At 62.5% G+C, this 13589-nt stretch carries 16 protein-coding genes; 6 read left to right on the forward strand and 10 right to left on the reverse strand.

What is annotated here, in order from left to right:
- Positions 1-8: 8 nt before the first annotated feature.
- The 5 genes from ABGT66_RS10825 to ABGT66_RS10845 all read right to left on the reverse strand — a co-directional run bounded on the left by ABGT66_RS10825 (position 9) and on the right by ABGT66_RS10845 (position 4868).
- Positions 9-491: a cytidine/deoxycytidylate deaminase family protein gene (locus ABGT66_RS10825; protein ID WP_294192163.1), complete on the reverse strand. Its 483-nt coding sequence runs from the start codon at positions 489-491 to the stop codon at positions 9-11.
- A gap of 107 nt (positions 492-598) precedes the next feature.
- Positions 599-1111: a citrate lyase holo-[acyl-carrier protein] synthase gene (locus ABGT66_RS10830; protein WP_346690604.1), complete on the reverse strand. Its 513-nt coding sequence runs from the start codon at positions 1109-1111 to the stop codon at positions 599-601.
- Positions 1108-2148: a [citrate (pro-3S)-lyase] ligase gene (gene citC / locus ABGT66_RS10835; protein ID WP_346690605.1), complete on the reverse strand. Its 1041-nt coding sequence runs from the start codon at positions 2146-2148 to the stop codon at positions 1108-1110. Before citC ends, ABGT66_RS10830 begins: the two co-directional genes overlap by 4 nt.
- A gap of 5 nt (positions 2149-2153) precedes the next feature.
- Positions 2154-3635: an AMP-binding protein gene (locus ABGT66_RS10840; RefSeq protein WP_346690607.1), complete on the reverse strand. Its 1482-nt coding sequence runs from the start codon at positions 3633-3635 to the stop codon at positions 2154-2156.
- A gap of 33 nt (positions 3636-3668) precedes the next feature.
- Positions 3669-4868 carry a M20 family metallopeptidase gene (locus ABGT66_RS10845; protein ID WP_294192170.1) on the reverse strand — a complete coding sequence of 400 codons (1200 nt, stop codon included), beginning with the start codon at positions 4866-4868 and terminating at the stop codon, positions 3669-3671.
- A gap of 155 nt (positions 4869-5023) precedes the next feature.
- Between ABGT66_RS10845 and rarD the strand changes: the two genes are divergently transcribed.
- The 3 genes from rarD to ABGT66_RS10860 all read left to right on the forward strand — a co-directional run bounded on the left by rarD (position 5024) and on the right by ABGT66_RS10860 (position 7710).
- Positions 5024-5965, forward strand: coding sequence for an EamA family transporter RarD (gene rarD, locus ABGT66_RS10850; protein ID WP_346690609.1), 942 nt, complete (start codon positions 5024-5026; stop codon positions 5963-5965).
- 314 nt (positions 5966-6279) lie between these two features.
- The gene (locus ABGT66_RS10855) at positions 6280-7128 is read left to right on the forward strand and encodes an NAD(P)-binding domain-containing protein (protein WP_346690611.1); all 849 of its coding nucleotides are present in this window, start codon (positions 6280-6282) and stop codon (positions 7126-7128) included.
- A 36-nt stretch (positions 7129-7164) separates the two neighbouring features.
- A complete protein-coding gene (locus ABGT66_RS10860; RefSeq protein WP_346690613.1) occupies positions 7165-7710 on the forward strand; it encodes a hypothetical protein in 546 nt (181 codons plus the stop codon).
- Between the two features lie 11 nt (positions 7711-7721).
- Here ABGT66_RS10860 and ABGT66_RS10865 read toward each other — a convergent pair whose 3' ends face one another.
- Positions 7722-8261, reverse strand: a complete 540-nt coding sequence (locus tag ABGT66_RS10865) for a biotin transporter BioY (RefSeq protein ID WP_346690614.1) — start codon at positions 8259-8261, stop codon at positions 7722-7724.
- A gap of 244 nt (positions 8262-8505) precedes the next feature.
- Here ABGT66_RS10865 and ABGT66_RS10870 point away from each other — a divergent pair, with 244 nt between their 5' ends.
- The 3 genes from ABGT66_RS10870 to ABGT66_RS10880 all read left to right on the forward strand — a co-directional run bounded on the left by ABGT66_RS10870 (position 8506) and on the right by ABGT66_RS10880 (position 11971).
- A complete protein-coding gene (locus ABGT66_RS10870; RefSeq protein ID WP_346690616.1) occupies positions 8506-9846 on the forward strand; it encodes an MATE family efflux transporter in 1341 nt (446 codons plus the stop codon).
- A 133-nt stretch (positions 9847-9979) separates the two neighbouring features.
- Positions 9980-10957 carry a hypothetical protein gene (locus tag ABGT66_RS10875; protein WP_346690618.1) on the forward strand — a complete coding sequence of 326 codons (978 nt, stop codon included), beginning with the start codon at positions 9980-9982 and terminating at the stop codon, positions 10955-10957.
- Positions 10958-11074: 117 nt separating this feature from the next.
- Positions 11075-11971, forward strand: coding sequence for a hypothetical protein (locus ABGT66_RS10880; protein ID WP_346690619.1), 897 nt, complete (start codon positions 11075-11077; stop codon positions 11969-11971).
- A gap of 22 nt (positions 11972-11993) precedes the next feature.
- Here the strand turns inward: ABGT66_RS10880 and ABGT66_RS10885 are convergent, their stop codons facing one another.
- The 4 genes from ABGT66_RS10885 to ABGT66_RS10900 form a co-directional block, all read right to left on the reverse strand.
- Positions 11994-12332, reverse strand: coding sequence for a type II toxin-antitoxin system RelE/ParE family toxin (locus ABGT66_RS10885; protein ID WP_346690621.1), 339 nt, complete (start codon positions 12330-12332; stop codon positions 11994-11996).
- Positions 12325-12603 (reverse strand): type II toxin-antitoxin system Phd/YefM family antitoxin, encoded by a 279-nt coding sequence (locus ABGT66_RS10890; RefSeq protein WP_346690622.1) that lies wholly within the window; start codon positions 12601-12603, stop codon positions 12325-12327. The genes ABGT66_RS10885 and ABGT66_RS10890 overlap by 8 nt, the downstream gene beginning before the upstream one ends.
- A 132-nt stretch (positions 12604-12735) precedes the next feature.
- The gene (locus ABGT66_RS10895) at positions 12736-12900 is read right to left on the reverse strand and encodes a hypothetical protein (protein WP_346690624.1); all 165 of its coding nucleotides are present in this window, start codon (positions 12898-12900) and stop codon (positions 12736-12738) included.
- Positions 12901-12909: 9 nt separating this feature from the next.
- On the reverse strand, positions 12910-13554 hold the full coding sequence (locus ABGT66_RS10900) for an acetyltransferase (RefSeq protein ID WP_300261288.1): 645 nt from the start codon (positions 13552-13554) through the stop codon (positions 12910-12912).
- Between the last annotated feature and the right edge of the window lie 35 nt (positions 13555-13589).

The raw sequence follows: 13589 nt of genomic DNA on the forward strand, positions 1-13589 counted from the left end.
CGTCCGCCCTATTGAATCGAAAAAATGTCGCGCGGCAGCGTCGCGGGATCCACCCAGACGCTTTCAACTCCCGACTCCGCCATGATGGCGCGCGCGAGCTCGTCGGGATAGGGATAAAGATAGAAAACCTTTTCACAGCCGGCGTTGATGAGCGCCTTCGTGCAGTAGACGCACGGCTCGTGCGTGCAGTAGAGCCACGAGCCCGCGGTCGAAGTGCCGGCCGCCGCGGCCTGCGCTATCGCGTTTATCTCGGCGTGCGAGCCGCGGCAGATTTCGTGGCGCTCGCCCGACGCTATGCCGAGCTGCTCGCGGAGGCAGCCGACGGCCTCGCAGTGGCTGACGCCGCGCGGCGCGCCGTTGTAGCCGGTGCTCAGTATCTGTTTATCGCGCACGAGCACCGCGCCCACGCGCCGCCGCAGGCATGTGCTTCTGCTCGCCGCCACCTGCGCCATGAGGAGAAAGTAAACGTCCCATTCCGGTCTGCCCGTCATGCCGCGTCACCGCCTTTCACATTTTTTATTATATAGTCATAAAGTTGAAATACGCGCGCCCCGGCGCGGATTTATGCAAAAATCCCCTGTTTTGCGCCGTTTTCCGTCTATCTTCCCGCCGCCGCGGTTTTTATTATCCTTATCACGAGCTCGCGCAGCTCGGCCGGGTCGTGAGTCCCGGCGCGCGCGCAGGCCTTCGCGCTTTCGCCGCATACGAGGCAGCGGCGCGGCGGCAGCCCCATGTCGAGGCGCGAGAGCTGGCCTTCGGCGGTGTGCACGTCTATGTCGAGGACACGGCCCGCCTCCATGCTGTTCTCCGCTTCGACGGCCGCGCGCTTGAGCGCGCCCGCGTCGTAGCTTTTGCCGTCGAAGGCCCCCTGCCAGCAGAGCCCCGCGCCGTTGTCGAGGTAGTGCTCCTCGAAGGGCGCGGCCCCCGCGCAGGCGAGCAGGAAGCGGCGGCAGTCTTTTATTATCGTTATGTCGCCAGGCACGCGCTTCGGAAAGCCGGGGACGTTGAGCCCTATCTGGCAGACGAAGGCCCCTTCGCGCGAGGCGAGCATTCTTTTCTGGCATGCGGCGCGTTCGTCGCGTCCGGACAAAACTTCTTCGAGAGGCGTCATTGCGCAGCCCTCCTGAGCCTCGCCGCGGCCTCTTCGCCGCGCGGGCTTTTCAGATAATCGAGCGTGACCTGCGGAAGCAGCGCTTCGAGCCCCTCCGCGCCCTCCGCAGTCATCGCGCGGACGCGCGAGGCCGAGACCGGCGCGCCTCCGCTTTCCTTTCTTGCGATTTCCACGACTTCGCAGCCGTATTCCGGAAGAATTTTTTTCAGCGTTTCATTGTAGAGCGCCGTGACGGCGCAGAAGGGCTCCGTCCCGACGAAGCGGCGCGTCACGCCGAGCGCTGGGACGAAGAGCCGTCCGAAGAGCCGCGCGTCTAGCTCCGCCTGCTCGGCGGCGACGGGCAGCTCGCCGCGGTCCTTCAAGAAATATGTCGGGAAGGTCGCCTTCGAGACTGCGTAGCTGCCGCTCGATATGACGCGGACGTTGGGGATGTGCGCCGTGCCTTCGCGCACGAGCGCGAGCCTGTCCGCAAACGGGAAGGCCGAGGCGTCCTCCTCGACGACTATTACGTAGAATACCGGGCACCGGCTCGCGCCCTCTTCTATGAGGAATTGATGTCCGAGCGTGAACGGGTTGCAGTTCATGACGGCGGCCCCGGCCCGCGGGCCGTTCTTCGCGCGTTCCGCCTCAAGCATGGCGCGGTATTCGTTCACGCCGGGCGCGCCGCATTCCATGAGGACGGAGTTTTTCGACGCGGCGAGCTCGCGGAAGCCGAGCGCGGAAAATTTCGGCGCGGCCTCGGGCTTTGTGTAGATGAAGAATTTATAGCGCCCTTCGGCGCGCGCGGCGCTCATGAGCGCCGATATGACCTGTCCGGAAAGGCCCGCCTCGCGCCACTCGGACGACGCGGCGACCATTTTTATGACGGAGCCATCGAGGCTCGCCGTCGCGATTATGTTTTCGTCGCAGTCCTCGGCGAGCGCAGTGCAGTCCGGCGCGCCCTCGAAGACGAGGCCCGCCTCGGCGAGCAGGCGTTCCACCGCGCGGCGCTCGAACCGGTCAAGCTTTTTCGTCACGCGGCACGTTACGCCGTACATCCTTGTCAGTCCTTCGAGAGCTTGCGCTTTACTATCTCGCCGATGGCGGAGCGCGGCATCTGCGAGATAAATTCTATGATGCGCGGCACTTTATAGTACGAGAGCTTCTGCTTGCAGTAGTCGATGAGTTCCTTGGACGAGACCTTGTCGCCGTTCCTGAGCACGACGAAGGCCTTGACTATCTCGCCGCTTATCGAGCGCGGCACGCCGATGACGGCGGCCTCCTTTACGGCGGGGTGCTCCTCGAGCGTGCGCTCGACCTCGCGCGAGTAGACCTTGAAGCCGCCGACGAAGATTACCTCCGTCGTGCGCCCGACGAGGTAGAGATAGCCGTCCTCGTCGAAGCGGCCTATGTCGCCGGTGCGGAACCAGCCGTCCGCGTCGAAGCGCCCTTCGGTGAGCTCGGGGCTGCGGTAGTAGCTCGCCGCGACGCTCGCGCCGCGTATCCAGAGCTGTCCCTCGCTGCCGGCGGGCATGACCTCGCCCGCGTCGCTGCGTATCTGCGCCTCGACGCAGGAGATTATCGTGCCGACGCTTTCGGGCTTCGACTTGTCGAGCCCCGGCGTGAGCGCGACGACCGACGAGGCCTCCGTAAGGCCGTAGCCCTGTATGACGTGTGTGTTCAGCGCCTGCTCGGCGCGGCGGCGCAGCGCGCAGGGCAGCCTGTCCGCGCCCGAGAGGACGCACTTGATTTTCGTGGGAGCGGCGGCCCCGCGCATGACGGCGGAGACCATCATCGCGATAACGGTCGGCACCGCCATGACTATCGAGACCTCGGCCTTGCGTATCGCGTCCATCGAGGCCTCGACGGGCATGAACGACGGCAGAATCACCTGGCGCGCCGCCTTCACGAGCGGCAGCAGTGCGCCGCAGACGAAGCCGAAGGCGTTCGAGTTCGGCAGCGCGTTGAGGATGACGTCGTCCTCGTCGAGCATGTCTATATGGTTTACGCAGCTTTCTATGCAGGCGAGAAGGTTCGCGTGAGTGAGCGGCACGGCGTTCGGCTCGCCCGTGATGCCGGAGGTGTAGAAGATTACCGCGGTGTCGGGGTCTTCCTCGTCGCATGGGCGGCCCGGTATGTTGTCTTCGAGGCTGTCGAGGCTTATCGCCGAGCATGGGATGCCGTCCTCGGATATGAGCGGCACGAGCTCGTCGCAGCCGCGCGAGGTGAGCACCGCGAAGACGTCGGCGTGGTGAAGCTGGCGTATCAGCGGAGTGTAGCCCGAGCGCGGGTCTATGAGGACGACCGCGCCGCCCAGCCGCCAGACGGCGACCGCCGTTGCGAGAAGTATCGGGCTGTTCGGCGTCAGCAGCGCGAGGCGCTGTCCCCGCTTGAAGTTGCTGGTCTTCAGCCGCTCCTCGCATTCCTCGATGAGCTCGAGGAACGCGCCGCGCGACCACCACGTCTTCTGCCACCAGATGAACGGCTCGGCGGGCAGCCGGTTGAGATTATCGCGTATTATCGTTTCAAGCCTGCTGGAAGACAAAATATATCAACTCCAGAAGTATAGAAATCTATTTTAATTTCCCGAGAGCGTGAGCGCCATGTAGGCCTCCCACGCGGCGGAGAACGGAAGCATGCTTTCGGGAACGTCGTAGCGCGGATGATGGAGCGGATACTCGAGCCCCGTGCCTAGCAGCATGAAGACCGAGGGCACGTTGTGCGTGAAGAACGAGAAATCCTCGCCCGAGAGCAGCGGGCGCTCCAGCATGTTTATGCCGTCCTCCCCGAAAAAAGGAACCCCGATACGGAGGATGTCTTCCAGCATATCGAGGTTGTTTTCAATCTGTGCGTAGTTGCGGGTGTACTCGACCGACGCGAGGCCGCGCAGCGCCTTCGCGATGGCGGGGGCGACGGTCTCTATGCGGCTCTGGACGAAGTCGCGCGTCTTGGGGTTGAAGGCGCGCAGGGTGCCCCAGAGGTTCGCCTGCTCGGGGATGACGTTGTAGGCCGTTCCGGACTCGACCTGCCCGAACGATACGACGACGGCCTCGCGCGGGTCCACCTCGCGCGAAAGCATAGCCTGTATCGTGATGATTATGTTCGCGGCTATCGTGACGGGGTCCACCGTCATGTGCGGCTCGGCGGCGTGGCCCGCGGTGCCGCGGATGTCGATATGTATCCTGTCGGAGAGCGCCGTCATGACGCCCTTTTTCGTGTAAAGCTCGCTGTAGGGGAGCTCGGGCGTCCACGCGACGGCGGCGCACCGGCCTATGTCGAATTTCTCTATAATGTGGTTCTCGGTCAGCGTCTTCGCGCCGCTGCGGCCCTCGCCGGCGGGCTGGAAGAGGAATACGACGCGCTGCGTCAGCTCGTCGCGGTGCTCCGCGAGCACCGCCGCGGCCCCGAGCAGCGCCGCCATCTCGGCGTCGTGTCCGCAGGCGTGCATGACGCCGGGCATACATGACGAGAACGGCAGCCCCGTCTGCTCCTCGGCGGCGACGCCGTCCATAGTCGCGCGAAGCATGAGCGCTGAGCCGGGTATGTCGCTGCCGAGGACGCCCACGACGGCGGTCGGCATCGCGTAGCCCGTGATGACCTCCATGCCCGGGATTGATTTCAGCACTCCGGCGACCTTCGAGGCGGTGATGTTCTCCTCGAAGGCGAGCTCGGGGAATTGGTGGAAGTCCCTCCGCCAATCCTGCATGTCGCTGTAAATCCGTTCCGCCCCTTCAAGGAGCGACGCTCCCAACGCTGAAAGTTCCGTCTGATCCCTCATGCTCGCTCTTCCTTCCGTAAAACGAAGCCACTAACCCGATTTTTTTGATAGTTTATCACAAAACGCGCTTGATGAAAAATCCGAAGCCGCGCGCGCCCGCATCTGACGCGGCGGCGCGGGAAATAGTACAATATGCGCGTCGGGAGGCGATGGACATGACGGAGCCGCAGAAGGGAGCCGCGGCGGTTTTTCTCTCTTACATTTGGTGGGGCTCGATGCCGCTCTACTGGAAGCTGCTCGAGCGCGTGCCGTCGCTCGAGATACTCGGGCACCGCGTCGTCTGGTCCGCCGTCTTCATGGCGCTCGTGCTCTTCGCCGCGCGCGGATGGCGGGAGGCCTTCGCCTTCGTCCGCCGAGAGCCGCGCGCCTCGCTCTGGCTCGCGGGCGGCGGCTTCCTCATCACCTTCAACTGGTGGCTCTACATCTGGGCCGTCAACTCCGGACAGGTGCTCGAAACGAGCCTTGGCTACTACATGAACCCGCTGCTCTCGATGCTCTTCGGCTGCCTCTTCTTCGGCGAGCGGATGCGCGGCGCGCAGAAGGCGGCGCTCGCGCTCGCAGCCTCCGGCGTAGCGGTGCAGGTCGCGGCGCACGGCTCCGTCCCCGCCGCGGGCGCTGGGCTCGCGCTCTCGTTCGCGCTCTACGGCGTGCTCAAGAAGAAAATCCCCGCCGACCCGTCCGTCTCGCTCTCCATAGAAACCTTCGCCGTCGCGCCCCTCGCTTTCGCGTGGCTTGCGTGGCTCGAAAGCGCGGGCGCAGCGGCCTACCCCTACGACATGCGGACGAACCTCCTGCTCGCGGGCGCGGGCGCGATGACCTCGTCGCCGCTTCTGCTCTTCGCCTACGGCACGCGGCGCGTCCGCCTCGTCACCATCGGCTTTATACAGTACGTCTCGCCGACCATGACGTTCGTCCTCGGCACATTTTTGTACCGCGAGCCGATGAGCTGGGACAGGCTCGCCGCCTTCGGCCTCGTGTGGTGCGCGATAGCTCTCTACCTGGCCGACGCCGCTCTCGCCGCGCGCAGGGAACGCGCCGCTGCGGCGAACCGCAGCAATACCGTTACGTTCACGCGCACAAATCTTTACAAAAAATAATTGACAGTTAGGCGATTGCAATATATCATACTTGCCGAAAATTGTTTCGGACGGAAGAAGGGTGAAGAAAATGCTGCACAAACAAATCACGTTGAAAGCTAAGGCCGCGATCTGCGCGGCGCTCACCCTGCCTCGACCGTCCAGCTTCTAAACCTTTTCCTTCGGGCGCGGACGCGCCCCCTTTTCAAACACGCTTATCTAATTAACTGACCTCTCTCTCCGCGCTGAGCGGAGAGAGAAGGCACGCTCTTCGCGGCGCGGACGCAAGGAGACCGCCGCCGCATGGCTTTAAGGTTTAGAAGGGAATTTTTGAAATGACGAACTTTGCAGACTGCGCTGAATACACTAACGGACTCCTCGACGGAAAGACGATAGGGATAGCGGGCTTCGGACACCTCGGATCTTCGATAGCCGCCGCGCTCGCGGCGAACGGCTTCCCCAAGGAGCGGCTGCTCATCTCGTGCGGCGGCAGCGCCGCGACGCTCGCGCGCGCCGAGCGCATGGGGCTCGCCTCGTGCATGACCGACACGCGCACGCTCGTCTCGCGCGCCGACTTCATCCTGCTCGCCGCGCGCCCGCAGGACCTCGGCTCCTTCGAAGGGCTGCGGCTGAAGGAGGGGGCCTTCGTCATGTCCTTCATGGCGGGCATCTCGCTTGCGACGCTGCACAAGGTCTTCGGCGCGGAGCTCTGCCGCGTGATGTGCAGCGGCCCCGAGACGATAACCGACGGCATAGGCGTCGGCGCGACGTTCCCATCCGAGGCGCGTCCGCACGCGGTGCTGCGCGCAGCGGGGCTCGAGGTCTTCGACCTCTCGTGCGAAAGCGAGCTCGACGCCTTCACCGTCGCGATATGCCTGCCCCCCATACTTCTCAACGTCGAGCTCAGCGGAGCCGAGACGGATGCAACGCTCGCCGCGATGGCGAAGCGCTATCCCGTCTGCCGCGGCCTCGCGCCGTGGATAGGCCGCGTCGTCGAGGCGCACCGCGCCGAAAAGAGCGAAAGCTCGCTCGAAAACGTATCGACGAAGGGCGGCGTCACCGAAGCGATGACGACCGCGCTGCGCGGCGGTTCGACGCTCGCGGGCTCGATAGCCGCGGGCCTCGCGCGCTGCGCCGAAATAAGCGCCGAACTCGCCAAACGCTTCGCCGCGCACGCGGCGTAGGCAGGCGCGCGGAAATCCGGCGCAAAGGCGAAATCTATGGACGCGGAGAGAAAATATCCCACGTGGCTTGAAGGCCGCATAAAAGACTGGGCCGAGAAACGGCTCACGACGATGACGCTCTGCTCGCAAACCGGCGGGGAGCTGCTCGAAGTGTGGTATTACGGCGAGCTGACGCGCGTCGAAGGCGAAGCGCAGCCGTTCATAGCGGACACAGAAGAGGCCCCCGGCATGGTGTTCGCCAGGGACGCGCGAAGCGGCGAAGAATTTTTAATATTCGACGGCGCGAAACACGGCTACGACGCGATGTTCTGCGACGAGTACGACGCGGAGGCGCTAGCCTCGCGCACGCTCAAAAGGTACGGCATCCCGCCGTCGAAGCTGATTCTGGAACTCGGCTACAGCATCGACTATGAGGACGAAAAAGAGACCTTCGACATAGACGGAGAAGGAAACGTCGAACTCATAGACGGGCGCGTCATGCCATGGGAAGCCGTCAAACGCGACGGCTTCGACTACATAGCGCTCTCGTTTATCGATGAAGACGGAAAACAGAGACAGTTTTTAGACGCGGAGCTTGCGTAAGGCTCCGTGCTTTATTTCCCGATCCCAGCGCGCGACAGCTTCACCGCCGCAGTCGCTGCGACAGCGGCCTTCACGACGTCGCCGCCCGCGGTGCTGAGGAAGCCTATCGAAAGCACTTTGAAGAAGGTCGCGCCCTCCTGCTGAACCCAGAAGTTGAGAATCACGTACAGATATGCGACGCCGACGGCGTATGTGGCCGCGACGCCGAGCAGGGCCGCCGCGAAGTAACGCGCGAAGCCCGGCTCGCCGTACCGCGCGCGCATGCGCTCCGCGAGCGTGCCGCAGATCCACGCGCAGCAGACGAAGCCAGGAATGTAGCCGAACGAGGGCATGAATACCGCCGCTGGCCCCGCCGCCGATGTGAATACGGGGATGCCGACGAGCCCCATCAGCATATAGAGAAGCTGCGACGCCGCGCCCTTGCGCGCGCCGAGCGCGAAGCCCGCGAGCATGCAGACGAGCGTCTGGAGCGTGAAGGGCACGAACGGCACGGGAATCATAATCCTCGCGCCGACCGCGGACAGAACAGCGAACAACGAAATCTCAGCCATCGACTTTATCTTCATGGCGCGAATGATAAGCCAAAAGATAATTTACGTCAACTGCTTTATTTATTATCATTGACAATAAACAGAGCGCCCTGAGAATCTTCCGCTCACTGCTTCAGTCCACAAACGTAAGACACCCGCGCGCCCCTCCCTTTATTTCCCGCGCCGTTCTGATATAATCGGGAGACTTGCACCGCCGAAGGAGTGTTGCGTCATTAACGCGCAGACGGAAACAGACCGCACATTTATGGAAACCGAGCCCGTGCCGAAGCTGATGATGCGCTTCGCGCTGCCGGCCGTCGTCGGCATGGTCGCGGGCGCGATATACAACATCGTGGACAGGATATTCGTCGGCCACTACGTCGGCCCCGCGGGGCTCGCGGCGATAACGGTCTCCTTCCCGCCGATGCTCATGACGATAGCCTTCGCTCTGCTCATCTGCATAGGCGGCTCGTCGCGCGTCGCCATCCTCTTCGGCGCGAAGCGCATCGAGGAGGCGGAGCGCGCGCTCGCCTCGACCTTCGTCCTGCTCGGCTGCGCGGGCGCGCTCTTCATAGCCGCGAGCCTGCTCTTCGCGGACGATATGCTGCGCCTCGCTGGCGGCACCGGCGAGGTGCTCGAAACAGCGCGGCCTTACCTGAAAATAGTGCTTCTCGGCGCGCCGTTCGCCCTCTTCGGCTTCGGCGCGAACTTCCTCGTGCGCGCGAGCGGCAGCCCGAAATACGCGATGTGTACGCAGATCGTCGGCGCGCTCGCAAACGTCGCGCTCGACGCGCTCTTCATAGTCACGCTCGACATGGGCGTCGCGGGCGCGGCCTACGGCACGATAGCTGCGCAGGCTATTTCCGCCGCCTTCGGCCTCGCCTTCTTCCGCCGCAAAGACGCGCCGCTGCGCATACGCGCGCGCCACATACGCCTGCCGAGGCCGGAGATGATTGCGAAAATCTTCTCCGTCGGCAGCGCGCCCTTCTTCATGGAAATTTCGTTCGTCGTCTACATGACCATAATGAACCAGCTCGTCCTCAAATACGGCGGCGACGCGGGGCTTTCCGCGATGGGGATATTCCTGAGCCTCGACTCGCTCATCTTCCTGCCCGCGATGGCGGTCGGCGAGGCGACGCAGCCGATAGTCGGCTACAACTACGGCGCCGGAAAGCCGGAGCGCGTCGTCAAGGCGATACGCTTCGCGCTGATGATCGCAGTCGGCTTCTACCTCGTCAGCGGCGCGCTGGCGGAAATTTTCGCGCCGCAGCTGATGGGCCTCTTCACGGACGACGCGGAGCTGCTGCGCCTCGGCGTGCCGGGAATGCGCATCGGCTACCTCGGCATACCCTTCATGGGAATCACGATAATCACGAACTCCGCGCTCCAGGGGCTCGGCAAGGGCGCGGCTTCGCTCGCGCTCTCGTTCTGCCGCCACGTATTCTGCATGTTCGTGCCGCTCCTGACGCTGCCGCGCATCTTCGGCCTCAAGGGCGTATGGATGTCCTTCCCCTGCGGCGACATCGGCGGCAGCATAATTGCCGCCTGCTTCCTGATCTGGATAATCCGCTGGCTCAAAAGCCCGCAGGCGCTCGCGGTGAAATAGCGGAGCCTTAACGCTATATAATAAGGAAGTAAAATTTTTGTAAAACCAGTCGCAGCGTCCCCCGCGCCTCCGCGCGCCGCGCTTCCGCTCCCGTTACAATACGGGCGCAGGCGCGTGAAAGGGGGACGTTGTTTTGCCGTTCGGGTTTGAACAAAACACAATAATCTCGCTTATGACTCTCGTGATAGTGGAAACGATATTCGCGTCGGTGATACTGTCGATACTGAAAAAGAGAAATCTGCACAGTGGATACAGCCGGCTTAGGGCGCGCGTCGTCTCAGTCGAGACGCTCGAAGGCGGCCGGACGGACGAAGCCCCCGCCTACGCGGCATCCGTTTCGTTCTCCTTCGGCGGGCACAGATACGAAAAAGAGCTGCCGGTAATGACGAGGACGCGCCCGCCGGAGGCGGGAAGGGAGATGGAGATACTCTTCGACCCGAAGAGCGGAGCCGCCGTCGCAGCGGACGAGGCCGATACGGAGAGGACCGGCCTCGGGATAATATTCTTAATAATAGGCGTGAACATCTTCGTCCTGCTCGCCATACTGTTCGCGTTTTCATACGACAGCCCCGAGGAGCACGGCGCGGAGTTTACGTTCAGCCTCGGGACGCTGCTCGGCCTGCCGCTCTCGGGCGTCGGGATATATTTCCTCCTGCGCGGCTGCGCTGCGAAACGCATGAAACGCTCGCAAAAGCTGCGCCCCATCGGCGGCGTCTTCGTCGGATACAGGTACTGCCGGGACAGCGACGACGACTGCGACTATACCGTCAACGTTTACGAATACAACTGCGGCGGCGTCACGAAGCGTACGGAATCCAACGTTAGGCACAGAGCGGGCGAAGAGCCGGAAGAGCCGGACGGACGCCTCATCGCGTTCTATAAGGAATATAAAGCAAAAACGGGCCGTACTCTGCCCGATGCGGAAGTCCTCCTGCAAACGAAGAAACTCCGCCCCGGCGACCGCGTCACGCTTTACCTTGACGAGAAAACGGGCAGAGCGTCGGATATGTCGGAAGAGGAAGGCTTCGTATACAGTTTTGTCGGGGTCGTTCTGCTGGCCGCCGGCCTGATGGTCTCAGGCTTGCTGAGCGCCGTCGCCCTGTTCTGCTGAGGCGGCGCGGCGGATTTTACAAAACCGTTACGCCTCTTCGCCGTCTACTTCGTACAACTCTGCAAAATATCGAAAAATCCGCGCGCCACGGCGCGCATATAAAACGGAGGAAAAAGTATGAAGAAACTGCTTATCGTCGCCGCGTCCATCTGCGCCGTGCCAATCGCTGGCATTGCCGCGCTCATCCTCTCCAGTATGAACCTGTTCGCCGTCGCAGCAGTCGTCTGCGCCGCGCCGGTCGCGTGCATATTCGCAATCATCGTCTTCAGGAAGATAAAATACCGTAGCTGGCGGAGGCTTAAGGCCCGCGTCGTCTCCGTAGAGACGAAGGAGCGCCCCATATCGGCGGACGTCTCCGAGACCCCGACGCACATCGCATCCGTCACGTTCAGCTGCGACGGGCACAGCTATGACGCTACAATGCCGCCCGAACGCGATAACAACGCCCCTGAGGTAGGCAGCGAGATCGACATACTCTTCGACCCCGCGACGGTCCGCGCCGTCTCCGCGTACGGGCTCGCCGACAGGATGCGCGCCTTCCTCGCGCTCGCGTTCATAGCCGACCTGGCCGCCTTCGCCATCTTCATCGGCATCTGGTCCGACGACTTCGACGGCTTCCCGAAAATACCGCTGTTCTGGCGTCCGCTGCTCGGCCTGCCGATGTTCGCCGGCGCAGTAATGCTCGTCAGGCGCTACACGAGCACGCGCCGCCGCGCCGATGCCGGGAAGCTGCGCCCGATCCGCGCGGCTTTCGCGGGCTACAGGCTGCACCGCGACGGCGACGGCGACAAGGAATACGCGCTCTTCGAATACGAGGAACGCGGCTTCAAAAAATATTACGAGTCGCACACATCTGGGCGCAGAAACCTGAAAGCAGGCGACGCCGCTACGCTCTACCGCGACACGGCAACCGGCAAAGTGACCGAAGAAAGCAGCTCCGTCATGCTGCTCATCATCGCCGCCGTCTGCTTCTCGTCGGGCATAGTCGTGACGGCGGTGATGCTGCTGCTGTAAACGCCGCCTGAATTTACGGAAATTACGGCTCTTCGGCCACGCGGCGCTCTTTTCCGAGAGCCGCGCAGAGTTCGCGCCGCGCGAATATGACGCGGGCGACGGTCACGGTTTTGCGTTCTTCGTCAACGTAATAGAAAATAAGATAATTTTTAACTGCGCGCTTTCTGTATTCGCGCTTCAGCTGGCGGATGGGGACGTAGACAGGGTTCGCGTAGGGAAAGGCCGCTGTACGCTCCGCCGCTTCGATAAGTTCTTCTGCCAGCTTTTCCGCCGCGGCTGGCGATTTCAGCTCCGCGCTTATGTACCGCGCGATTTCCGTCATGTCGCGCAATGTGGACGGCAGATATTCGAGCTTATACAACTGGCTCCGCTCCCGCCGCTGCCTTCATCGCTTTCAAAACATCCTTCGACGAATAGCGTTTGTCCGTCGCCTCCGCTTCGCGCTCGGCTTCGAGCAGCTTGAAATATATCTCGCTTTCGAGCCGGAGGTTCTCGTAAGCCTCCATGCTCAGCACGACCATGTCGCCGTAGCCGTTTTTCGTCAGAAACACGGGCTCTCCGGTCTCGTGTACTGTTCTTGAAATGTCCGCGAAGTTGTTGCGAAGGTCCGAAACGGGCCGTATCATGTTCATAGCCTCACCCCCGTCTTGATTTTAGCATAATTGCGCTAAATTCACGCGCATGCGGCAGCCTCATGCCGTCGACAAAAAAGCCCGCGCAGATGCACGGGCTTCCGTATTATTTGTTTTGCCGCGGGCGGCGTCTTACATATCCGGCCCGAAGGCTATGTTGATAACGACGACTGCCGCGACGAGCGCGATAACGATAAGCGGCCACAGCATCCGCGCTCGGAGAAAAGCCGTTTTCGTCTTCAGATATTTTATCTGCGCCGCCTTGAGCTCGTCATCCTGACGCTTATCGCGTTCCATCGCTTACAGCTATTCCGGCTCCTTGATGACGAGCGGCATTATCTTGCGCGCGGGCGTGCCGACGTAGGTGCCGCCGACGGGGAGGTCCTTGAGCACGGAGCTGCCCATGCCGATGAGCACGTCGCAGCCGATGTTGACGTAGGGCTTGACCATCGCGCCCATGCCGACGAAGACGTCGTCGCCGACCGAGACGTTGTTGCCGAGCGCGCTGCGCGCGCCGAGGTGGCAGAAGCTGCCGACGTGCGTGTCGTGGCCGATGAAGCAGGCGGAGTTGACTATCGTGTGCTTGTCTATCACGGCGTCGGACTCGACGATGCAGCCCGCGAAGATTATCGTCCCTTCGCCGAGGCGCACGGAGCTGTTTACTATTCCGAGCGGGTGGACGAGCGCGGGCCAGCAGACGTTCTTGAAGCGCGCCGCCATCCTGCGGCGGACCTCGTTCGAGCCTATCGCGATTATCGCCATCGTCTCAGGCGTGTCCGGCATGTCGGAGACAGGCCCGAGTATCGGGATGCACCAGAGCGATTTGCCCCAGAGCTTCGGATTGTCGTCGTAAATTCCGGCGCAGCCGATGTTGCACGCCTCGAGCGTCGAAAGGACGACCTTCGCGTGGTCTCCGGCCCCTATGAGAAAGACGTTTTCTTTTCTCTCCATCGTTACCACCCTTCCGTTTTCATATTGAAGATGAC

This window comes from uncultured Cloacibacillus sp. (assembly GCF_963926575.1).
Taxonomy (GTDB): Bacteria; Synergistota; Synergistia; order Synergistales; family Synergistaceae; genus Caccocola; species Caccocola faecigallinarum.